The sequence below is a fragment of the Pseudomonas sp. CFBP2511 genome, assembly GCF_030209255.1.
In the GTDB taxonomy this organism is placed as follows: domain Bacteria; phylum Pseudomonadota; class Gammaproteobacteria; order Pseudomonadales; family Pseudomonadaceae; genus Aquipseudomonas; species Aquipseudomonas avellanae.
On sequence record NZ_JARVSI010000010.1, the window covers coordinates 104,192 to 124,130 of the forward strand.

Genomic DNA, 19,939 nt, shown 5'->3' on the forward strand with positions numbered 1-19,939 from the left:
ACAAGGCTCTGCCCGGTCCGTGGAAACAATCGCTGATCAGTCGCCGTCTTTGAGACATCTGCTTGGGTTAAACATGAATGTTTAAATGACGTGGATGAGCGGCGCTTAAAAACGACATTTTACATAGAAAAATAGACAGCCCCATCAAATAATTCGAGGGTGCCTGCAATCGTGCGGCAAGTGTGAAGCTGCCAATCCATAAAAACGCGAAAGCCCCGGATAATGGGGCTTTCGTGATAGAGGGATATTCGCTTGCTGCGATCCCGCTGGGGGCTGCCTGTGGTTTACACGTTAAACCTGAAATGCATCACATCACCGTCCTTGACGATGTATTCCTTGCCTTCCAGGCGCCACTTACCCGCTTCCTTGGCACCGGCCTCACCCTTGAACTGGATGAAATCGTCATAGGCCACGACTTCGGCGCGAATAAAGCCTTTTTCAAAGTCGGTGTGGATGACGCCCGCGGCCTGTGGTGCGGTGGCACCGACGCGGACGGTCCAGGCGCGGACTTCTTCGACGCCTGCGGTGAAGTAGGTCTGCAGGTGGAGCATTTCGTAGCCGGCGCGTATCACGCGGTTCAGGCCGGGTTCTTCGAGGCCCAGGGCTTCAAGGAACATGTCTTTCTCTTCGCCGTCATCGAGCTCGGCGATTTCTGCTTCGATCTTGTTGCAGACCGGCACCAGCATTGCGCCTTCTTCTTCGGCGATGGCGCGGACTACGTCCAGCAGCGGGTTGTTCTCGAAGCCGTCTTCGGCGACGTTGGCAATGTACATGACCGGCTTGGTGGTCAGCAGGTGGAAACCTCGGATGACGGCTTTGTCGTCATTGCTCATGCTTTTCATCAGGCTGCGGGCCGGCTTGCCTTCGCTGAAGTGTGCAATCAGTTGCTCGAGCAGGCCTTTCTGGACCACTGCGTCCTTGTCGCCGCCCTTGGCGTTGCGCGTGACCTTTTGCAGTTGTTTTTCGCAGCTGTCGAGGTCGGCGAAGATCAGTTCCAGGTCGATGATCTCGATGTCGCGTTTTGGGTCGACGCTGTTGGAAACGTGAATCACGTTCTCGTCTTCGAAGCAGCGCACTACGTGGGCGATGGCATCGGTCTCGCGGATGTTGGCGAGAAACTTGTTGCCCAGACCTTCGCCTTTCGAGGCACCTGCCACGAGGCCGGCGATGTCGACGAACTCCATGGTGGTTGGCAGGATGCGTTTCGGGTTGACGATGGCCGCCAGGGCCGCCAGACGCGGGTCAGGCATCGGCACGATGCCGGTGTTCGGCTCGATGGTGCAGAAGGGGAAGTTCTCGGCTGCAATACCGGATTTGGTCAGGGCGTTGAACAGGGTGGACTTGCCGACGTTAGGCAGGCCGACGATGCCGCAATTGAATCCCATGGTGTTTCCCCTCGAGTGATGTCAGGCCTTCTGGCTGTGCAGGTTTTTCATCGCCCGGTTCCATTCACCGGCGAAGATATCCGGCAGCACGCCGAGGGCAAAGTCGATACTGGCGTCCAGTTTTTCCTGTTCGGCGCGTGGCGCTCGACCCAGGACAAAGCCGGATACCTTGCTGGCATCGCCCGGGTGGCCAATGCCAAGCCGCAAGCGATGAAATGTGTTCTGGTTGCCGAGCTGCGCGATGATGTCGCGCAGGCCGTTGTGACCGCCATGACCGCCGCCCACTTTGAGTTTGGCAACGCCCGGAGGCAGGTCCAGTTCGTCGTGCGCCACCAGAATCGACTCGACCGGGATACGGTAGAAGCCCGCAAGCGCCGCGACAGCCTGGCCGCTGCGGTTCATGTAGGTGGTGGGGATCAGCAGACGAACATCCTGACCCTGATGCGTAAAGCGTCCGGTCAGGCCAAAGAATTTGCGCTCGGGAACGAGATTGACTCGTTGCGCCGCAGCAATACGCTCAACGAAAAAAGCCCCTGCGTTATGCCGGGTCTGTTCGTATTCAGCGCCTGGATTTCCCAGGCCCACGATCAGTTGTATGGCGGTCACGACAGGGGCTCTTCCTTTGGAGTTGTGGGTTAAACCGCTGACGACAGCGGCAATGTGGACAAAAACTGCTCATTTACCATGATGTAAACTCCGCGATCTCGCCCGCTATGCCTGCTATCGCTCGCGATGTTTCCTGAGCAACTCCCGCGTTACCAAGTAATGAATTACTCGGCAGCGCCTTCTGCAGCTTCTTCGTCTTCATCTTTGACGATGCGCGGTGCGTGGACGTTGGCGATGGCCAGGTCGTTGCCGTGCGCCAGTGCTACGAACTCAACGCCTTTTGGTGCTTTGACGTCGGACAGGTGAACGATCGAGCCGATTTCCAGAGCAGACACGTCTACTTCGATGAACTCAGGCAGATCTTTCGGCAGGCAGGAAACTTCCAGCTCGGAAGTTACGTGCGAAACTTCGCCGCCTTTCTTGATCGGAGCTTCTTCGCCGATGAAGTGTACAGGCACGATAGCGGTCAGTTTCTGACCGGCTACAACGCGTACGAAGTCAGCGTGCAGCACGTGGCCTTTGGCCGGGTGACGTTGCAGCGCCTTGATGATGACGTTTTGCTTGGTGCCACCAACGTTCAGCTCGATGATGTGGCTGTAAGAAGCCTCGTTCTCGAGCAGTTTGGCAACTTCTTTGGCCAGCATGCTGATGGACTCGGGGGCTTTGTCGCCACCGTAGACTACAGCTGGAACCAGGCTAGCGAGACGACGCAGGCGGCGGCTCGCACCTTTCCCCAGGTCGGAACGCAGTTCGGCATTCAGGGTAAAATCGTTCATGTTGTATCTCCAAATTAACCACATCCACCGTTGCGTTTGCGACCAGCGCTCGGGCGGTATGGGCAAAAAAGCCCCGCCCTGACCGGATGTCAGGGCGGGGCGCTTTTCGTCGGCTTGATATCTGCTAAGGGAAGCCCTTAACGGAACATCGCGCTGATCGATTCTTCGTTGCTGATACGGCGAACCGCCTCAGCGACTACCGGCGCAATATCCAGTTGGCGGATACGGCTGCAAGCTTGTGCGGCGGCGGACAACGGGATGGTGTTGGTGACCACCAGTTCGTCCAGCACGGAATTTTCAATGTTTTCGATCGCCCGACCCGACAGCACAGGGTGTGTGCAATAGGCAAAGACCTTGGCAGCGCCATGCTCTTTCAGGGCCTTGGCCGCATGGCACAGCGTGCCGGCGGTATCGACCATGTCATCAACCAGAATGCAGGTACGCCCTTCGACATCACCGATGATATGCATCACTTCAGAGTGATTGGCTTTCTCACGGCGTTTGTCGATGATTCCGAGATCGACGCCCAGGGATTTGGCAACAGCACGTGCACGCACGACACCGCCGATATCCGGGGAAACGATCATCAGGTTTTCAAAGCGCTGGTCTTCGATGTCATCCACCAGAACAGGGGAGCCGTAGATGTTATCTACCGGAATATCGAAGAAACCCTGTATTTGGTCAGCATGAAGATCAACCGTGAGAACACGGTCGATTCCCACCACGGTGAGCATATCGGCAACGACTTTCGCGCTGATAGCAACACGTGCGGAGCGCGGACGGCGATCCTGGCGGGCATAACCAAAGTAAGGAATCACAGCAGTGATTCGGGACGCTGAGGAGCGGCGGAAGGCATCAGCCATCACGACGAGTTCCATCAGGTTATCGTTCGTCGGGGCGCAAGTCGGCTGAATGATGAAGACGTCTTTACCGCGAACGTTTTCATTGATCTCAGTGCTGATTTCACCGTCGGAAAATTTTCCGACAGAGACATCACCCAGTGGGATATGCAGCTGACGTACTACACGCCGAGCGAGATCGGGGTTGGCATTCCCCGTAAAGACCATCATCTTGGACACGCGCAGTACCTAGAGGCTGAGGGTAACCTGGATGAGTATAGAAAATGGCAGGGGCGGCTGGATTCGAACCAACGCATGGCAGGATCAAAACCTGCTGCCTTACCGCTTGGCGACGCCCCTGTAATTGAATCAATCGAGTGTTTTGCACTCAATTCCTGCTACAGAATTTGCAGCTTGCGATGCAACATCGAAATGTTGCTTCCTTTCGCTACGAACCCCGTAAGGGTCTCTGTAAGAAGGGCCGAGACTTTATCAGCTTCAGCTTTGTTTGGGAAGGCCCCAAACACACAACTTCCAGTTCCGGTTAATTTTGCCTCGGTAAATTTACCTAGCAAATTCAAAGCGTTACGTACTTCTGGGTAACGCCTCTCTACAACCGCCTTACAGTCATTTCGACTGTTTCCCTTGGGAACGGGGCGCACTTTAATGGGCGCAGTGTCGCGTGTCAACAACGGATCTGAAAAAATTTCTGCTGTACTTACAGCGACTTGCGGCACGAGCACCAAATACCACGGTTCTTCCGGGTCTACGGGGGTCAGAATTTCCCCGACACCCTCAGCAAAAGCGGCGTGTCCACGGACAAAAACCGGTACATCGGCACCCAGTGTGAGGCCCAGTTGTGCGAGGCGATCTTCATCCCAGCCCAACTGCCACAAATGATTGAGGCCCAGCAATGTGGTTGCCGCATCCGAGCTGCCACCGCCGATACCGCCACCCATGGGCAGGCGTTTTTCCAGCCAGATGTCCATGCCCAGGGTGCAGCCGGACTGTTTTTGCAGGGCGCGGGCGGCTTTGACGATCAGGTTGCTGTCATGCGCAACGCCGGGGACGTCGGTCTGCAGGCGAATAACACCGTCTTGGCGAAGCGCAAAGCCGAGCTCGTCGCCGTAATCGAGAAATTGAAACAGGGTTTGCAGTTCATGGTAGCCGTCAGGACGGCGACCCAGAATGTGCAGCATCAGGTTAAGTTTTGCCGGGGCGGGCAGCACCAGTTGTGCTTCAACCATTGTCATTGCCCCAGTTTGCGAGGCTGCCAGTCCTTGATGACCAGCGTGACATCAAGGTCCTGACCGTGCAGCTTGACGCGTTCCGGCAGCCAATAGCCGTTCTGTTCGACGTAACTGAGGTATTCGACCTGCCAGCCATCCTGCTCAAGGCTGGCCAGACGGCTGTCGCCATCGAGTGTCACGCCGCTTTTGCTGTCAGGCGCCGGCAAGCCGCGCACCCACCACACCAGGTGAGAGACCGGCAGTTTCCAGCCTAATTGATCCTGCAGAAGCGTTTCCGGGGTCGTGGCTTCGTAGCGGCCCTGATTGGCAACCTCAAGCGCCACAGCGCCAGGCCTGCCGGTCAGTCGCGCAGCACCACGGCCCAGCGGGCCGGACAAGCGAATGTCGTAGTAATCCTGACGCTGCAGCCAGAACAACGTGCCGCTGCCGGAATCCTTCGGTGCACGGATGCCGACCTTGCCGTTGATCTGCCAGCCATCAAGGCTGCTCAGTTGCTGTTTGTGTTCGCGCCATTGCGCGGGGTCGCCCTTGCCCTGAACCGCTTCGCGGGAGGTGAGGCCGGCGCAGCCGGCGAGCAGGGCGATGAAGCTGAATACGATTACGTGGCGCAAAAACATAACGTCAAAGGTTCTCTGAACCGGTCAGGCGTCGCAGAGTGCTACGCAGGACGGTGCTGTCGGGTTGTTGTTCGAGGGCCTTGGCCCAGACTTGTCGAGCTTCGCGCTGATCGCCTTTGGCCCACAGCACTTCGCCCAGATGCGCGGCCACTTCGTGATCCGGGAAGCGCTCAAGCGCCTGACGCAGGTAGCGTTCGGCGGCGTCCAGATTGCCCAGGCGGTAGTTCACCCAGCCAAGGCTGTCGAGAACGGCCGGGTCATCGGGGCTGATCTGATGCGCTTTTTCGATCAGTTCACGGGCCTCGGTGTAGCGCGTGGTGCGATCGGAAAGGGTGTAGCCCAGCGCATTCAGCGCCATGGCGTTTTCCGGTTCGCGCTTGATGATGGTCCGCAGGTCTTTCTCCATCTGGGCCAGATCATTGCGTTTTTCAGCCAGCATGGCGCGGGTATAGAGCAGATTGGCGTCATCCGGGTATTGCTTGAGCGCCTGATTCAATACCTGCCAGCCGCGGTCCAGCTGATCATTGCTGGTCAGGGTCTCGGCTTCGATCAGGTAGAGCTGAATGGCGTAATCCGGCTCTTCGGCGCGGGCTTCGGAAAGGCGCTTGGCCGCTTCGGCACCATTGCCATTGCTGACCAGAATGTCCGCCTGGCGCAATTGAGCTGCCAGAAAGTCCGGGCCCGGTCCGACCTGAGCGTATTCATTGAGCGCGCTTTGCGGGTCTTCGCGTTCTTCGTGGATGCGGCCCAGGTTCAAATGCGCTGAATCCACGTGCGCGCCACGGGCGATCAATTCTTCCAGATAACCCGCCGCTTCCTCCCAGGCCTTGGCTTCAAGACAGACCAGTGCCAGCGAGAAACGCAGTTCGTCGTCATCAGGGTACTGCTGCAAAAGTGCGGCAAACTGCACTTTGGCGTCTTCCATGCGGTTCTGTTCGACCAGCATGCGCGCATAGGTCAGGCGCAGGCGCTTGTCGTCCGGGTATTTTTTGATGCTTTTTTCCAGCAGCGGGACGGCTTCCTTGCCGCGGTTCATGCTTTGCAGCAGCCGGGCGTGAAGCAGGATAGGCGCGATTTCGCCTTCTTTCGGCGGGTTGTCTTCGAGCAGTTTGAGCGACTGCTCGGAGTCGCCATTCTGCTGAAGCAGCAGCGCCTTGCCGAAAATCAGCTGGCCGTTTTTCGGGTACTTGCCCAGCAGTCGGTCGAAGCTTTTGAGCAGACCGTTACGCGTGTCCGGGTCGGTCTCGGCTGCAGACAGGGCGAGAAAGTCGAAGTGGGTGTCGCCCTGACCCTGCAGGACTCTTTCCATGTACACCAGAGAGTCGTCGTAGCGGCCGGCCCGCGCCAGTTGAATGGCTGCGGCGCGTTGTGCTTCCAGGTCGCTCGGCGCGTTTCTTGCCCAGATCAGCGCGGTTTCGAGCGCGGACTGGTCAGCGCCCATGTACTCGGCGATCTGATAAGCGCGCTCGGAAACGCCCGGGTCCTGAGTCTTGACCGCTTGGGTCACGTAGTTATCCAGGGCGATGTCAAAGCGGTTGCGCTGGCCTGCCAGCTCCGCGCTCAACAGGCTGACCAGAGTGTCCTGGGTGAACGAGCCATAGACCTGTGGCTTCGCTTCAGGCGCCGGCGGCGCGTCTTTCTGAGCGGGCACGGGCTGCGACGAGACGGGGGTCATGGACTGACAGCCGCCTAGAAAGGCAAGAGCAAGGAACAACGCGGAGGATCTATTCATATATAAGAAGGGCGGCTTACCTGCGGTGGGAGCATCATGACACAAGGCTGTCGGCAAAACCCACAGCCGTCGGAAAAACTGATGCAATGCGTGTGTTTGCAGTGTTGCGGGCCTGAAAACGCAGCCAGCAACGAGCGATTGTAGTGGGACAATAATATGCGGTGGTTGTTCTGAGCTTATCGAAGTAGGACAATTACCGGCTTCACGTCACCACCTGCGACCCTGAATGGCCTTCCTTGCACTCGGTATCAACCATAAGACCGCCTCGGTCGACGTTCGCGAGCGCGTGGCATTTACCCCGGAGCAGCTGGTTGATGCGCTGCAGCAGCTTTGCCATCTGACCGAAAGTCGTGAGGCCGCGATTCTGTCGACGTGCAATCGCAGCGAGTTGTACATCGAACACGAGCACCTCGGCGCGGACAGCATTCTGGCCTGGCTTGCCAATTATCATCACCTTAGCCTCGAAGAGTTGCGCGCCAGCGCCTATGTTCACGAGGACGATGCGGCCGTGCGACACATGATGCGTGTGGCCTCGGGGCTCGACTCGCTGGTGCTGGGCGAGCCGCAGATTCTTGGTCAGATGAAGTCCGCGTACGCCGTAGCCCGCGAAGCCGGAACGGTCGGGCCTTTGCTGGGGCGTCTGTTTCAGGCCACGTTCAGCGCCGCCAAGCAGGTACGCACCGACACCGCCATCGGCGAAAACCCGGTCTCCGTAGCCTTTGCCGCCGTCAGCCTGGCAAAACAGATTTTCAGCGACCTGCAACGCAGCCAGGCCCTGTTGATCGGTGCCGGCGAGACCATTACTCTGGTCGCCCGCCACCTGCACGATCTGGGCGTCAAGCGTATCGTGGTTGCCAACCGTACGCTGGAGCGCGCGAGTATCCTCGCTGCCGAGTTCGGTGCCCACGCCGTGTTGTTGTCGGATATCCCGGCCGAGCTGGTCAACAGCGACATCGTGATCAGCTCCACCGCCAGCCAGTTGCCGATTCTGGGCAAGGGCGCGGTGGAAAGCGCGCTGAAGCTGCGCAAACACAAACCGATTTTCATGGTCGATATCGCTGTACCGCGCGATATCGAGCCTGAAGTCGGCGAGCTGGACGACGTTTATCTGTACAGCGTCGATGATCTGCATGAAGTGGTGGCAGAGAACCTCAAGAGTCGCCAGGGCGCTGCGCTGGCTGCTGAACAACTGGTCAGCGTCGGTGCCGAAGACTTCATGTCGCGGCTGCGCGAGTTGGCGGCGGTGGATGTACTGCGCGCCTATCGTCAGCAAAGCGAACGGCTGCGTGACGAAGAATTGAGCAAGGCGCAGCGCATGCTGGCCAACGGCAGTAATGCCGAAGACGTACTGATCCAGCTGGCGCGTGGCCTGACCAACAAATTGCTGCATGCGCCCAGCGTGCAGCTCAAGAAGCTGTCTGCCGAAGGTCGCGTCGATGCGCTGGCCATGGCCCAGGAACTATTTGCCCTCGGTGAGGGCTCGACGGATAAAACCCCGCAATGAAAGCTTCACTGCTCAATAAGCTGGATGTTCTCAGCGACCGTTTCGAGGAACTGACCGCACTGCTTGGCGATGCCGAAGTCATCAGCGATCAGACTCGCTTTCGCGCCTATTCCCGGGAGTACGCCGAAGTGGAGCCGGTCGTTGCGCTCTACAAGCAGCTGGCCAGGGTGCAAAGCGATCTTGAGGGTGCGCAGGCTTTGTTGAAAGACAGCGACCCCGACATGCGCGAAATGGCAGTCGAGGAAGTCCGCGAAACCAAGCAGCAACTGGTCGAGCTTGAGGCGCAACTGCAACGCATGCTGCTGCCCAAGGACCCGAACGACGGTCGCAACGTGTTTCTGGAAATCCGCGCCGGCACCGGCGGTGATGAAGCCGCGATCTTCTCCGGCGACCTGTTCCGCATGTACTCGCGCTACGCCGAGCGACGTGGCTGGCGGGTGGAGATTCTGTCCGAGAACGAAGGCGAGCATGGCGGTTACAAGGAAGTCATTGCGCGGGTCGAAGGCGACAGCGTCTATGGCAAGCTGAAATTCGAGTCCGGCGCGCACCGTGTACAGCGTGTGCCCGAGACCGAATCCCAGGGCCGCATTCACACCTCGGCCTGCACGGTTGCGGTGCTGCCCGAGCCTGATGAGCAACAGGCGATCGAGATCAACCCGGCCGACCTGCGCGTCGACACCTATCGTTCTTCGGGTGCCGGTGGTCAGCACGTCAACAAAACCGACTCGGCCATCCGCATTACCCACTTGCCATCGGGTATTGTCGTCGAGTGTCAGGAAGAGCGTTCGCAACACAAGAACAGAGCCCGGGCGATGTCCTGGCTGTCTGCCAAACTGAATGATCAGCAGACCAGCGCTGCGGCCAATGCCATCGCCAGCGAGCGCAAGCTGCTCGTAGGTTCGGGTGATCGTTCGGAGCGCATACGTACTTACAATTTCCCTCAAGGGCGAGTGACGGATCACCGCGTGAACCTGACTCTGTATTCGCTGGATGAAGTTCTGGCCGGCGGAGTCGATGCAGTGATAGAGCCGCTACTCGCTGAATATCAGGCTGATCAACTTGCGGCACTGGGTGAGTAAATGACCATCATCGCAAGCTTGTTAAGAAGCGCCGAGCTTCCCGATTCACCGACCGCGCGGCTCGACATCGAGCTGTTGCTCGCGGCTGCCCTGGGTAAACCGCGCAGTTTTCTGCACACCTGGCCCGAGCGCATTGTCAGCACCGAAGCCGCCGTGGCCTTTGCGGGTTACTTGCAGCGGCGACGCACGGGCGAGCCGGTGGCTTACATTCTCGGTCAGCAAGGTTTCTGGAAGCTCGATCTGGAAGTTGCGCCGCACACCTTGATCCCGCGTCCAGAGACCGAAATGCTGGTCGAGGCGGCACTGGAACTGGTGCCGGCCTTTGCCCCGGCTCAGGTTCTGGACCTGGGCACCGGCACCGGAGCGATCGCCCTGGCGCTGGCCAACGACCGGCAGCAATGGAAAGTGACAGCGGTGGACCGCGTGCCCGAAGCGGTCGCTCTGGCCGAACGCAACCGGCAGCGTCTGCAACTGGATAACGCCCAGGTGCTCAACAGCCACTGGTTCAGTGCGCTGGAAGGGCGGCAGTTTGATCTGATCATCAGTAACCCGCCGTACATCGCCGACGCTGATCCGCATCTGTCGGCCGGTGACGTGCGTTTCGAGCCGAGCAGTGCGTTGACGGCCGGTGCCGACGGGCTGGACGATTTGCGCACGATCATTGCCGACGCGCAGGCGCACCTCAACGCCGATGGCTGGCTGCTGCTGGAGCACGGCTACGATCAAGGCCCGGCGGTGCGCGAACTGTTGACTCGTCATGGTTTCGAGCGCATCCAGACCCGCCGTGATCTGGGCGAACACGAGCGCATCACGTTCGGATGCAAGCCGTGCTGAGTGACCAGGAACTGCTGCGCTACAGCCGGCAGATTCTGCTGCAACACGTTGATATCGACGGTCAGTTGCGACTCAAACAAAGCCGTGCGCTGGTCGTAGGTATGGGCGGCCTCGGTTCGCCGGTAGCCTTGTATCTGGCGGCTGCGGGGGTCGGAGAACTGCATCTGGCCGACTTCGACCACGTCGATCTGAGCAACCTGCAACGCCAGATCATTCATGACACGCAGAGCATCGGGCAGGCCAAGGTCGATTCAGCCATGGCCCGGCTCGCGGCGATCAACCCGCAAATAAAGCTGATTGCCCATCGTGCGGCGCTTGATGCCGATTCATTGAGTGCAGCGGTGCAGGCCGTCGATCTGGTGCTCGACTGTTCGGATAACTTTGCCACCCGTGAAGCGGTCAATGCCGCGTGTGTCGCCGCAGGCAAGCCGCTGGTCAGCGGCGCCGCCATTCGCCTGGAAGGGCAGTTGTCGGTGTTCGACCCGCGCCGTGCCGAGAGCCCTTGTTACCACTGCCTGTACGGTCACGGCAGCGAAACGGAACTGACCTGCAGCGAAGCGGGTGTTATCGGGCCGCTGGTGGGGCTGGTTGGCAGCTTGCAGGCGCTGGAGGCGTTGAAACTGCTGGCCGGTTTTGGCGAGCCAATGGTCGGGCGCCTGCTGTTGATCGATGCCTTGAACACGCGTTTTCGTGAGCTGAAGGTCAAGCGTGACCCTGCCTGTAGCGTGTGTGGGCCCATAAACGGGCAGGGCGAACATGCCTGACGTTCCCGTGATTCAGCCTGTGCTTCAGAACTGCGATGCACCGGTCGGGGTTTTCGATTCCGGCGTTGGCGGCCTTTCTGTCCTCAATGAAATCCGCCAGACGCTGCCCAACGAGTCCCTGCTGTATCTGGCTGACTGTGGCCATATTCCCTACGGCGAGAAAACTCCTGAATTCATCATCGAGCGTTGCCTGATCATTGCCGATTTTTTTCACGGGCAGGGCGCCAAGGCGCTGGTTGTAGCATGTAACACCGCAACTGCTGCAGGCGTGGCGCACATACGGCAACGCTACCCCGACTGGCCCATCGTGGGCATGGAACCCGCAGTAAAACCTGCCGCCGAGGCCACTCGCAGTGGCGTCGTCGGTGTACTGGCAACCACCGGAACATTACAAAGCGCCAGGTTCGCGGCCTTGCTCGACCGGTTTGCCAGTGACGTAAGCGTCGTGACACAACCGTGCCCGGGGCTGGTCGAGCTGATCGAGACCGGCGATCTGGTCAGCCCTCAGATTCGTCAACTGTTACAGCGTTACGTCGAGCCTCTGCTGGCGGCGCGCTGCGACACCATCATTCTGGGCTGCACGCATTACCCCTTTCTCAAGCCATTGCTGCGCGAAATGCTCCCCGCGTCGGTCACCCTGATCGACACCGGGGCAGCGGTCGCGCGTCAATTGCAGCGTCTTTTGTCCCGTTCCGGCCTGCTTGCCAGCGGCCCCGCACGAGACACTTTGTATTGGTCTAGTGACATACCGGACAATTTCGGAAAAATCCTACCTTTTCTGTCGCAAATGTCTGGCAATGTGAGAAGCTTCCGTTTGTAAAAAAAATGTGAAAAAAAGGCGTTTAGGGGCTGAACTTACCTTGCGTCGCTGGCTTCTATAATTGCAGTTAATGAATTCCAACACTTTCTTACAAACTCATACATTTTAGGACGTTTCTCATGAAGAGACTCTTTTGTCTGGCCGTGCTTTCGGCCCTCATGGCAGGTCAGGCTTCCCTGGCGCAGGCCGACGGCGTTGAATTTTCGGTTGGACAGACCGGCGAATCCACCATGACTTATCGTCTTGGCGTGCAGTTCGACTGGGATAAAAGCTGGCTGCAAAGCGACATCGGCCGTCTGACCGGTTACTGGGACGGTGCCTACACCTACTGGGATGGCAAGGACTACAAGGATAACCACAGCCTGTCGTTCTCCCCGGTGCTGGTCTACGAGTTCGGCAACGGCAACGTCAAGCCTTACGTAGAAGCCGGTATCGGCGTCTCGGTGTTCTCCAACACTCAGGTTGAAGATCGCAAGTTCGGTTCGGCCTTCAACTTCGAAGACCGCGTTGGTTTCGGTCTGCGCTTTGCGGGCGGACATGAAGTCGGCATCCGTGCGACTCACTACTCCAACGCCGGCATCAAACAGCCGAACGACGGTGTAGAAAGCTACGCGCTGCATTACAAGATGCCGTTCTGATTTGACTGGCACTTGTGCCAACGCTCCGCGTCACATCTGTGCTGCAGCACCACGTCATGCGTTGCCCGCAGTTATTGCACATAAAAGAAAGCGCTCTTTTATCGCGATGGTACTGACGACGCAGAGTGCGACGTAAGTGACGGCTGAGTCCTGTCACTGATCCGGGGGCCCCCGGATCAGTGACAGGGCGCCGTAAGGGCGCAAAGGTGACCTGAGTCAGAAACAAACATCACTGGCATCGCAAAACCGCTGTGTGACGCAGAGCGTCACGAAATGCATTACCACGCGAGCGTGGGAACGATAATGATGGTCATCACAGATCAAAGATAAGCCGTCGCAATCCCTTTACGTTCTGTCAGGCAATCTTCCGCACCCGCTTCAAACTCGCGACAGATCAATGGCCGTTTTTCGTAGATGGTGCACATCATGGTGTTGCGATCCAGCGCTGCACACCAGCCGTCATCCAGGCGCAACATAACCTCGCCACCCCATTCGTCGGTATCGATGTAGCGCTCAGGCACGCCCGTGTCGGTGATAAGCATCACTTCCAGTTGGCAACAGCAGGCTGCGCAGGTCGAGCAGGTGACTTCCGTTTCGCTGTGAATTTCTGCGAGCGGAATAAGTGTGGCGTTCAGAGCGTGTCTCCCGGTTATCTGGCTGACGGGCCTGGTGCGCGGGCGGCCAGCCATTGCAGCAGCGGGAATACACCCGCCCAGACCAGCCCCAGCAGCACCATGCTTGGCCAAAATCCAAGAGGAAGATGAACCTGCGCCAGTTGCGAGCCGGCATAGTACGACATCGGCCCGCCAATAGCGCCCAGTACGGCAGCGCGCCAGATGGGCTTGGCGGTCCATGCCAGGCAGTGATTGAGCGTGGTGCCCATGACCGCCCACAATAACGCCAGCCACAACGGAAGCAGATAGCCGCCGGTCTCGAAGTCGAAAACACCGAGCACCATCAACAGGCTGTCGAGTACCACACCCACCAGCGTGACGCTCACAATCAGCTTGCCTTCAGCTGTCCATGAACTGACCCACGCAAAGTGCACCACCAGCACGCCCACGGCGATCAACAGCCAATAGCTGTTGCCACCCAGCACGCAGGCGAACCAGCCGATCTGGAACAACAGCGCATTGGCGATTGATTTAAGCATTGAAGCGCCCAAGCAGTGGCTCACGCAGTGCATCTGGTTTGGCCAGCAGCAATTGCGCGGTGCCAATCGTTCGCTCCAGAAAGCCACCTTCGCAGTAACACAGGTAGAACTCCCAGAGGCGCAGGAAGTAGTCGTCGTAACCCAGTTCGGTGAGTGTGCCGTGAGCGTGCTTGAAGTTGTCGTGCCACAAACGTAGCGTGCGCGCGTAATGCAGGCCGAAGTCTTCCATGTGCAGCAGGTTCATGTCGGTGTCGCTGCCGACGATGTCGAGCATCTTCGCCACCGAGGGCAGGGCGCCGCCCGGGAAAATGTAACGCTGGATGAAGTCCACATTGCGTTTGGCCTGTGCATAACGCTGCTCGCGAATGGTGATCGCCTGCAGCAGCATCATGCCGTTGCTTTTGAGCAGGCTGGCGCATTGCTTGAAGTAGGTCGGCAAAAACCGGTGGCCGACCGCTTCGATCATTTCGATGGACACCAGCTTGTCGTATTCACCGGTCAGGTCGCGATAATCGGTCAGCAGCAGCGTGACGCGGTCCTGCAGGCCCAGTTTGATCAGCCGTTGCTCGGTGTAGGCGAACTGTTCTCTGGACAGGGTAGTGGTGGTCACGCGGCAGCCATACTGCTGCGCGGCATAAATGGCCATGCTGCCCCAGCCTGTGCCGATTTCCAGCAGGTGATCAGTGGGTTTCAGGGCCAGCTTCTGGCAAATGCGCTCCAGTTTGTTTAACTGAGCCTGCTCCAGGGTGTCGTCATTGCTGAGGAACTGTGCGGCCGAGTACATCATGGTCGGGTCGAGAAACTGCTCGAACAGCGTGTTGCCAAGGTCGTAATGGGCCGCGATGTTTTTCTGCGAGCCTTTGCGCGTATTGCGATTGAGCCAGTGCAGGCTGTGAATCAGCGGCCGGGTCAGGCGCGCCATGCCGCCTTCCATCGCGTCCAGTACTTCCAGGTTGCTGACAAATACACGCACCACTGCCGTCAGGTCCGGCGTGGTCCAGTAGCCGTGGATAAACGCCTCACCAGCGCCGATTGAGCCGGTGCTGGCAATCATGCCCCAGGCGGCCGAGTCGAGAATATGCACTTCGGCGTGGATCTGCGCGCTGGCCTTGCCGAACACATGACGTTCGTCGCCTTCGATAACCACCAACTGGCCATTGCGCAGGCTGGCGAGCTGACGCAACACCCCTTTGCGCAGGATATTTGCAGTCAAACCATTGGTACCCAGATTGGCAGAAAAACTACTGCTACTGCTTTTCATGGCGTGAATCCTTCGGTTGCGCGGCGGCAGCACGGTAATCGCCGTCGGCGGCCTGATGGGAAAAAATGGGGATGCGTTTGACCAGCAGGCGCATGGCCTGCCAGTAAATCGCCAGACAGGTTTTTGCAGTCATCCACGGATAAGCAATCAGGTAGCGGTGCAGCGTCTTGCGGCTGAGCTGCTGGCGCGTGAGGTTGAGCGTGGCGTCAAACATCTTCAGCTCGCCTTGCCAGTCAGCCATGTGCACGCCGATACGCTCGGCGGGCTGGCTGAAACTCATGCGGTATTCAAGGTCACGCGGCAGGAACGGAGAAACGTGAAAGGCCTTGGCCACGGCAAAATGCTGATGGCCTTCGCCGGTGGCTGGCAGTACATAACTGTAACGCTCGCCCCACGGGGTGTTGGTGACTTCGCAAAGGATCGCCGCCAATGTGCCGTCGGCCTCGTGGCAGTAGAAAAAACTCACCGGGTTGAACGACAAGCCCCAGCTGCGCGCCTGGGTCAGCAGGCAGACGCGACCCAGTGGCATGTGCCCCAGCGCTTTACCGACCAGTTCGCGTGCCGCTTCTATCAGCGGCACGCCGCGCCCGGTCAGTTGCGGCAGGTAGTCGCGCTCACGGAATGAAAAGGGTGCGAAACGCTTGCTGCCCGCCAGCGGCGAAAGGCCCATCACGGCGTCCTGCTCATCCAGGTCCAGATAGAGCAGCCCGATTCGATAGGTGAACGCATGGGCGCGCGGTGAAAAGCGCCGATGGCTGATCCAGCCGCTGTAAAGGGCGCTGTTCACAGCGCTTCACCGAAGGCTTGGGCAACGCGCAAGCCGCTGACCACACCGTCTTCGTGAAAGCCGTTGGCCCAGTAAGCGCCGCAGTACCAGGTGTTATCGACACCGTTTATTTCCTGCCAGCGCGCCTGCGCCGCGATCGCCTCAAGGCTGTATTGCGGGTGCGCATAGCGGTAGCGACCGAGAATCTTCGTCGGGTCGATGGCATCGGTCTGGTTCAGGCTGACGCAGAACGTGGTATCGCTCTCGATCCCTTGCAGGATGTTCATGTCGTAGGTGACGGCGGCCAGTTGCTGCTCGCCGCCGCCAAGCCGGTAGTTCCAGCTGGCCCAGGCCAGGCGGCGGTCAGGCAGCAGGCGTGTATCGGTGTGCAATACCACATCGTTTTCGGCATAGCGCAGGGCACCGAGCACCGACTGCTCGGCACTGGACGGCTCTGCCAGCATGGCCAGCGCCTGATCGCTATGACAGGCGAACACCACTTGATCGAAACGCTCGCTGCCTTGGGCACTGTGCACCGTCACCCCTTCGCTGTCGCGTTCCACACGAGTGACCGGGCAGGACAGGCGAATGCGCTCTCGAAACGATGCCGTCAGCGGCTCGATATAGCTTCTGGAGCCACCTTCTATCACGCACCATTGCGGGCGGTGGGTGACGGAAAGCAGGCCGTGGTTCTTGAAGAAGCGCACGAAAAATTGCAGTGGAAATCCGAGCATGTCCGCCAGCGACATGGACCAGATCGCCGCACCCATCGGCACGATGTAGTGGTCAATGAAGCACTGGCCATAACCACCGTTTTTCAGGTATTCGCCCAGCGTGGTGTCGGCCGCGATACGCTGGTTTTCCAGGTCGTCTACCGATTGACGATTGAAGCGCATGATATCGCGCAGCATGCCCCAGAACCTGGGCGACAACAGGTTGCTGCGCTGGGCAAACAGGCTGTTGAGGTTGTTGCCGTTATATTCGACGCCAGTGCGTGGGTCGCGCACCGAAAAGCTCATTTCGGCAGGCTTGAAACCCACGTCCAGCTGGCCCAGCAATTTGATGAAGTTCGGGTAGGTCCAGTCGTTGAACACAATGAAGCCGGTATCGATGGCATAGGCGCGGCCTTCGACCTGCACATCAACCGTGTGGGTATGCCCGCCGATCCAGTCGGAGGACTCGAAGACTGTCACCTCATGCCCGCGATTGAGCAGATAGGCGCTGGTCAACCCGGCGATACCGCTGCCAATGACTGCAATTTTCATTGAGTGTCCTTATGGCCCGTTTCGCTACGGGCCATGCGCTTGCCGATGGCGAATCTGACGCGCACCGGAAGCAGGGCCAGCAGTTTCATACTGAGGATGAAAGCCGTCGGGAAGGCAATTTCAAGCGGTCGTCGCACACGCTTGAGGTTATCGGCAATGTAGCGGGCAGCTTTTTCAACGGGCCAGCGCATCGGCATAGGGAAATCGTTTTTCTGCGTCAGGGGTGTATCGACAAACCCTGGGCTGACAATGGTCACGTCAATATTTTCGCTGGCCAGATCAATGCGCAGGGCTTCAAACAGGTAACGCAGGCCAGCCTTCGAGGCACCGTAGGCTTCTGCGCGAGGCAGTGCCAGGAAGGTGACGGCGCTGGCCACGCCGACCAGATGCGGCTGATTGCCCTTGCGCAACAGCGGCAGGGCTTCCTGAATGCAGTAACTGCTGGCGAGCAGGTTGGTGCGCACGACGCGCTCGACCATCGCCGCCTCGAAGTGGCGGGTGTCGATGTATTCACAGGTGCCCGCATTGAGGATCGCGGTATCCAGCGCCCCCCATTCCTGGGCGATGCGGTCGGCCATGGCGGTCACTTGCAGGCCGTCGGTGATGTCGCCGGTGACCAGCAAGATCTGCTGCGGATGACTGGCGGCCAGGTTCTGCAGGGGCTCCAGGGTTCTGGCGGTCAAGGCCAACCGATGTCCGGCGGCGAGCAATTCCTTGGCCAGCGCCAGACCTATGCCGCTGCTTGCCCCGGTCAACCATATGCGTCGTGCAACGGGAGTGTTCATCCTAACCTCTTCTTCAGCCAGTGGATGGCTCGACCCATGATGGGCAAGTGTTCGTAGAGCAACGCACCGGCATCGAAGTAGTCCCGATGGCGGTAAACCTTGTCGCGCCATTTCAGGTGCGAACAGCCCTCTACACGAATCGTCCGGCCACCGGCCAGGCGCGGGTGCGAGTAGCTCATGGTCCAGACCAGATAGCCTTCACCCGGCCGGACCTCGTCAAAGGCATGAAAGTCGAAATGCAGATCGCGCACATTGGCGTACAGCTCGGCGAAGTAGCGCTGCATGGCGGCAAGGCCGTGGATATCGTGCATCGGGTCACTGAATGACACGTCTTCGCTGTACAGCTCGGCGACCTGATCAAGGTTGTCCTTGTTCAGCGCCGCAAAGCCTTGCGCAAAGCGATGCAGGAACTCAGCCATTGTCAGCTCCCGCAGCGGGTTGGCGAGTCGGGAGTGCCTTGAAGGCAGCCAGCGCGCGGGCGCGGCTTTTGCTCAGGTCGACGATCGGCTTCGGGTAATCGGCGACGCCGAACAGGCCGCCGACAGAAGCGGGATCGTGTATCTGTTTTTTGTTCAGGTCAGCCAGCTCCGGCAGCCAGCGTTTGATGAACACGCCTTCGGGGTCGAATCGTTCCGATTGCGACAGTGGGTTGAAGATACGGAAGTAGGGGGCCGAATCGGTGCCTGTGGACGAACTCCACTGCCAGCCGCCGTTATTGGCCGCCAAGTCGCCGTCGATCAGGTGGCGCATAAAAAAGCGCTCGCCTTCCCGCCAGTCGATCAACAGGTTTTTAGTGAGAAACATCGCCACGACCATCCTTAGCCGATTGTGCATCCATCCGGTTTCCAGCAACTGACGCATGGCCGCGTCAATGATCGGCAGCCCGGTGCGGGCTTCTTGCCACGCCAGCAGTTCTTCGGGGGCGTCGCGCCATTTCAGCGCTTCGGTCTCCGGCCGAAATGCACGGTGACGCGAAACGCGCGGGTAGCCTACCAGCGTGTGCTTATAGAACTCTCTCCACAGTAGCTCATTGATCCAGGTCACGGTTCCGACATCACCGGTTTCAAATTCGCCCTGATTGCTGGCCAGCGCGGCATGCAGGCACTGACGGGGCGAAATAACGCCTGCCGCCAGATAGGCCGACAACTGGCTGGTGCCGGGCCTGGCCGGGAAGTCGCGTTCGTCTTTGTAGTAACTGATCTGTTCGCCGGCGAACGCTTCGATCCGGCGGCTTGCCTCGACCTCACCTGCGGGCCACAGGTCACGCAGGGTTTTCGACGGTGTGGAAAAGCCCTTCACCTGATCCGGGATCGCGTCACTTTTTATCGACAGCGGTTGCTGCGCTTCGGGCGTGTGCACCGTCCGCGGCATGGCTTGGTGCAGGCGGGTGTAACAGACCTTCTTGAACTGGGTGAACACTTGGAAATAGTTGCCGGTCTTGGTCAGGATACTGCCCGGCTTGAACAGCAATTGATCAAGGTGGCTGGTGAAGTGAACACCGTCCGCCTGCATTGACTGCTGCACGGCCTGATCACGACGGGTTTCGTTGATGCCGTATTCTTCATTAAGGTGCAGCCCCTCGACCTTGAGCTGTTTGCACAGCGTCGACAGCACCTCAGGTGCCTGATCCCAGGTATCGGCTTCGCGAATCAGCAGCGGCACGTTCAGTTTGCCAAGGGCTTTTTCCAGCTCCACCAGATTGCGCAGCCAGAAGTCCACTTTGCAATCGGCGTCGTCGTGGTTGCGCCACTGCGTCGGGCTGAGCAGGTACACCGCCAGCGTCGGGCCGCGCTGCATGGCTGCCGTCAGGGCGGTATTATCGTGAACGCGCAGGTCACTACGCAGCCAGATCAGTTGCATGAGAA

General features: G+C 59.0%; 21 protein-coding genes and 1 tRNA gene. 6 read left to right on the forward strand and 16 right to left on the reverse strand.

The annotated features are described in order from the left end of the window. Positions 1 to 284: 284 nt before the first annotated feature. From ychF to QRN38_RS09030, 8 genes are all read right to left on the reverse strand, one after another. A complete protein-coding gene (gene ychF, locus QRN38_RS08995; protein WP_005768873.1) occupies positions 285 to 1,385 on the reverse strand; it encodes a redox-regulated ATPase YchF in 1,101 nt (366 codons plus the stop codon). A gap of 21 nt (positions 1,386 to 1,406) precedes the next feature. Beyond that, a complete protein-coding gene (gene pth, locus QRN38_RS09000; RefSeq protein ID WP_003317127.1) occupies positions 1,407 to 1,991 on the reverse strand; it encodes an aminoacyl-tRNA hydrolase in 585 nt (194 codons plus the stop codon). A 164-nt stretch (positions 1,992 to 2,155) separates the two neighbouring features. Further along, positions 2,156 to 2,767 carry a 50S ribosomal protein L25/general stress protein Ctc gene (locus QRN38_RS09005; protein ID WP_024665945.1) on the reverse strand — a complete coding sequence of 204 codons (612 nt, stop codon included), beginning with the start codon at positions 2,765 to 2,767 and terminating at the stop codon, positions 2,156 to 2,158. Between the two features lie 137 nt (positions 2,768 to 2,904). Then, a complete protein-coding gene (locus tag QRN38_RS09010) occupies positions 2,905 to 3,846 on the reverse strand; it encodes a ribose-phosphate pyrophosphokinase (RefSeq protein WP_002552145.1) in 942 nt (313 codons plus the stop codon). A gap of 45 nt (positions 3,847 to 3,891) precedes the next feature. Beyond that, positions 3,892 to 3,966: transfer RNA gene (locus tag QRN38_RS09015), tRNA-Gln, on the reverse strand. Positions 3,967 to 4,004: 38 nt separating this feature from the next. Next, complete coding sequence (gene ispE / locus QRN38_RS09020; RefSeq protein WP_024665944.1) at positions 4,005 to 4,853, reverse strand: 4-(cytidine 5'-diphospho)-2-C-methyl-D-erythritol kinase; 849 nt, start codon at positions 4,851 to 4,853, stop codon at positions 4,005 to 4,007. 2 nt (positions 4,854 to 4,855) lie between these two features. After that, a complete protein-coding gene (gene lolB, locus QRN38_RS09025) occupies positions 4,856 to 5,473 on the reverse strand; it encodes a lipoprotein insertase outer membrane protein LolB (protein ID WP_122222908.1) in 618 nt (205 codons plus the stop codon). A gap of 4 nt (positions 5,474 to 5,477) precedes the next feature. Continuing rightward, positions 5,478 to 7,205, reverse strand: coding sequence for a tetratricopeptide repeat protein (locus QRN38_RS09030; protein ID WP_007244122.1), 1,728 nt, complete (start codon positions 7,203 to 7,205; stop codon positions 5,478 to 5,480). A gap of 226 nt (positions 7,206 to 7,431) precedes the next feature. Between QRN38_RS09030 and hemA the strand changes: the two genes are divergently transcribed. From hemA to QRN38_RS09060, 6 genes are all read left to right on the forward strand, one after another. Further along, the gene (hemA, locus tag QRN38_RS09035) at positions 7,432 to 8,709 is read left to right on the forward strand and encodes a glutamyl-tRNA reductase (RefSeq protein ID WP_005615192.1); all 1,278 of its coding nucleotides are present in this window, start codon (positions 7,432 to 7,434) and stop codon (positions 8,707 to 8,709) included. Then, the gene (gene prfA, locus QRN38_RS09040) at positions 8,706 to 9,788 is read left to right on the forward strand and encodes a peptide chain release factor 1 (RefSeq protein WP_122222906.1); all 1,083 of its coding nucleotides are present in this window, start codon (positions 8,706 to 8,708) and stop codon (positions 9,786 to 9,788) included. Before hemA ends, prfA begins: the two co-directional genes overlap by 4 nt. Further along, positions 9,789 to 10,622: a peptide chain release factor N(5)-glutamine methyltransferase gene (prmC, locus tag QRN38_RS09045; RefSeq protein ID WP_005768859.1), complete on the forward strand. Its 834-nt coding sequence runs from the start codon at positions 9,789 to 9,791 to the stop codon at positions 10,620 to 10,622. Then, the gene (locus QRN38_RS09050) at positions 10,616 to 11,386 is read left to right on the forward strand and encodes a molybdopterin-synthase adenylyltransferase MoeB (RefSeq protein WP_183140586.1); all 771 of its coding nucleotides are present in this window, start codon (positions 10,616 to 10,618) and stop codon (positions 11,384 to 11,386) included. The genes prmC and QRN38_RS09050 overlap by 7 nt, the downstream gene beginning before the upstream one ends. Continuing rightward, positions 11,379 to 12,206: a glutamate racemase gene (gene murI / locus QRN38_RS09055; protein WP_024665940.1), complete on the forward strand. Its 828-nt coding sequence runs from the start codon at positions 11,379 to 11,381 to the stop codon at positions 12,204 to 12,206. The genes QRN38_RS09050 and murI overlap by 8 nt, the downstream gene beginning before the upstream one ends. A gap of 119 nt (positions 12,207 to 12,325) precedes the next feature. Beyond that, a complete protein-coding gene (locus tag QRN38_RS09060; protein WP_003382556.1) occupies positions 12,326 to 12,844 on the forward strand; it encodes an acyloxyacyl hydrolase in 519 nt (172 codons plus the stop codon). Positions 12,845 to 13,164: 320 nt separating this feature from the next. Here the strand turns inward: QRN38_RS09060 and QRN38_RS09065 are convergent, their stop codons facing one another. From QRN38_RS09065 to phrB, 8 genes are read right to left on the reverse strand one after another with little or no spacing between them, the layout of a single operon-like run. After that, entirely contained in the window at positions 13,165 to 13,479 is a 315-nt protein-coding gene (locus tag QRN38_RS09065) for a YkgJ family cysteine cluster protein (RefSeq protein WP_032621386.1), read from the reverse strand. A gap of 14 nt (positions 13,480 to 13,493) precedes the next feature. Further along, positions 13,494 to 13,997, reverse strand: a complete 504-nt coding sequence (locus QRN38_RS09070; RefSeq protein ID WP_057417458.1) for a DUF2878 domain-containing protein — start codon at positions 13,995 to 13,997, stop codon at positions 13,494 to 13,496. Beyond that, positions 13,990 to 15,258: an SAM-dependent methyltransferase gene (locus QRN38_RS09075; protein WP_005768844.1), complete on the reverse strand. Its 1,269-nt coding sequence runs from the start codon at positions 15,256 to 15,258 to the stop codon at positions 13,990 to 13,992. Before QRN38_RS09075 ends, QRN38_RS09070 begins: the two co-directional genes overlap by 8 nt. After that, positions 15,245 to 16,045: a DUF1365 domain-containing protein gene (locus QRN38_RS09080; RefSeq protein WP_003379208.1), complete on the reverse strand. Its 801-nt coding sequence runs from the start codon at positions 16,043 to 16,045 to the stop codon at positions 15,245 to 15,247. Before QRN38_RS09080 ends, QRN38_RS09075 begins: the two co-directional genes overlap by 14 nt. Then, on the reverse strand, positions 16,042 to 17,289 hold the full coding sequence (locus tag QRN38_RS09085) for an NAD(P)/FAD-dependent oxidoreductase (protein WP_057417459.1): 1,248 nt from the start codon (positions 17,287 to 17,289) through the stop codon (positions 16,042 to 16,044). Before QRN38_RS09085 ends, QRN38_RS09080 begins: the two co-directional genes overlap by 4 nt. Continuing rightward, the gene (locus tag QRN38_RS09090; RefSeq protein WP_007244116.1) at positions 17,286 to 18,074 is read right to left on the reverse strand and encodes an SDR family NAD(P)-dependent oxidoreductase; all 789 of its coding nucleotides are present in this window, start codon (positions 18,072 to 18,074) and stop codon (positions 17,286 to 17,288) included. Before QRN38_RS09090 ends, QRN38_RS09085 begins: the two co-directional genes overlap by 4 nt. Continuing rightward, positions 18,071 to 18,493: a nuclear transport factor 2 family protein gene (locus tag QRN38_RS09095; RefSeq protein ID WP_005736559.1), complete on the reverse strand. Its 423-nt coding sequence runs from the start codon at positions 18,491 to 18,493 to the stop codon at positions 18,071 to 18,073. Before QRN38_RS09095 ends, QRN38_RS09090 begins: the two co-directional genes overlap by 4 nt. Next, positions 18,486 to 19,934, reverse strand: a complete 1,449-nt coding sequence (gene phrB, locus QRN38_RS09100) for a deoxyribodipyrimidine photo-lyase (protein WP_057417460.1) — start codon at positions 19,932 to 19,934, stop codon at positions 18,486 to 18,488. Before phrB ends, QRN38_RS09095 begins: the two co-directional genes overlap by 8 nt. Positions 19,935 to 19,939 lie beyond the last annotated feature (5 nt).

Coding starts and splice junctions, on each gene's coding strand:
- ychF (WP_005768873.1), bottom strand. CDS start 1,385: ATGGGATTCAATTGCGGCATCGTCGGCCTGCCTAACGTCGGCAAGTCC.
- QRN38_RS09005 (WP_024665945.1), bottom strand. CDS start 2,767: ATGAACGATTTTACCCTGAATGCCGAACTGCGTTCCGACCTGGGGAAA.
- ispE (WP_024665944.1), bottom strand. CDS start 4,853: ATGGTTGAAGCACAACTGGTGCTGCCCGCCCCGGCAAAACTTAACCTG.
- lolB (WP_122222908.1), bottom strand. CDS start 5,473: ATGTTTTTGCGCCACGTAATCGTATTCAGCTTCATCGCCCTGCTCGCC.
- QRN38_RS09030 (WP_007244122.1), bottom strand. CDS start 7,205: ATGAATAGATCCTCCGCGTTGTTCCTTGCTCTTGCCTTTCTAGGCGGC.
- hemA (WP_005615192.1), top strand. CDS start 7,432: ATGGCCTTCCTTGCACTCGGTATCAACCATAAGACCGCCTCGGTCGAC.
- prfA (WP_122222906.1), top strand. CDS start 8,706: ATGAAAGCTTCACTGCTCAATAAGCTGGATGTTCTCAGCGACCGTTTC.
- prmC (WP_005768859.1), top strand. CDS start 9,789: ATGACCATCATCGCAAGCTTGTTAAGAAGCGCCGAGCTTCCCGATTCA.
- murI (WP_024665940.1), top strand. CDS start 11,379: ATGCCTGACGTTCCCGTGATTCAGCCTGTGCTTCAGAACTGCGATGCA.
- QRN38_RS09060 (WP_003382556.1), top strand. CDS start 12,326: ATGAAGAGACTCTTTTGTCTGGCCGTGCTTTCGGCCCTCATGGCAGGT.
- QRN38_RS09070 (WP_057417458.1), bottom strand. CDS start 13,997: ATGCTTAAATCAATCGCCAATGCGCTGTTGTTCCAGATCGGCTGGTTC.
- QRN38_RS09075 (WP_005768844.1), bottom strand. CDS start 15,258: ATGAAAAGCAGTAGCAGTAGTTTTTCTGCCAATCTGGGTACCAATGGT.
- QRN38_RS09085 (WP_057417459.1), bottom strand. CDS start 17,289: ATGAAAATTGCAGTCATTGGCAGCGGTATCGCCGGGTTGACCAGCGCC.
- QRN38_RS09090 (WP_007244116.1), bottom strand. CDS start 18,074: ATGAACACTCCCGTTGCACGACGCATATGGTTGACCGGGGCAAGCAGC.
- QRN38_RS09095 (WP_005736559.1), bottom strand. CDS start 18,493: ATGGCTGAGTTCCTGCATCGCTTTGCGCAAGGCTTTGCGGCGCTGAAC.
- phrB (WP_057417460.1), bottom strand. CDS start 19,934: ATGCAACTGATCTGGCTGCGTAGTGACCTGCGCGTTCACGATAATACC.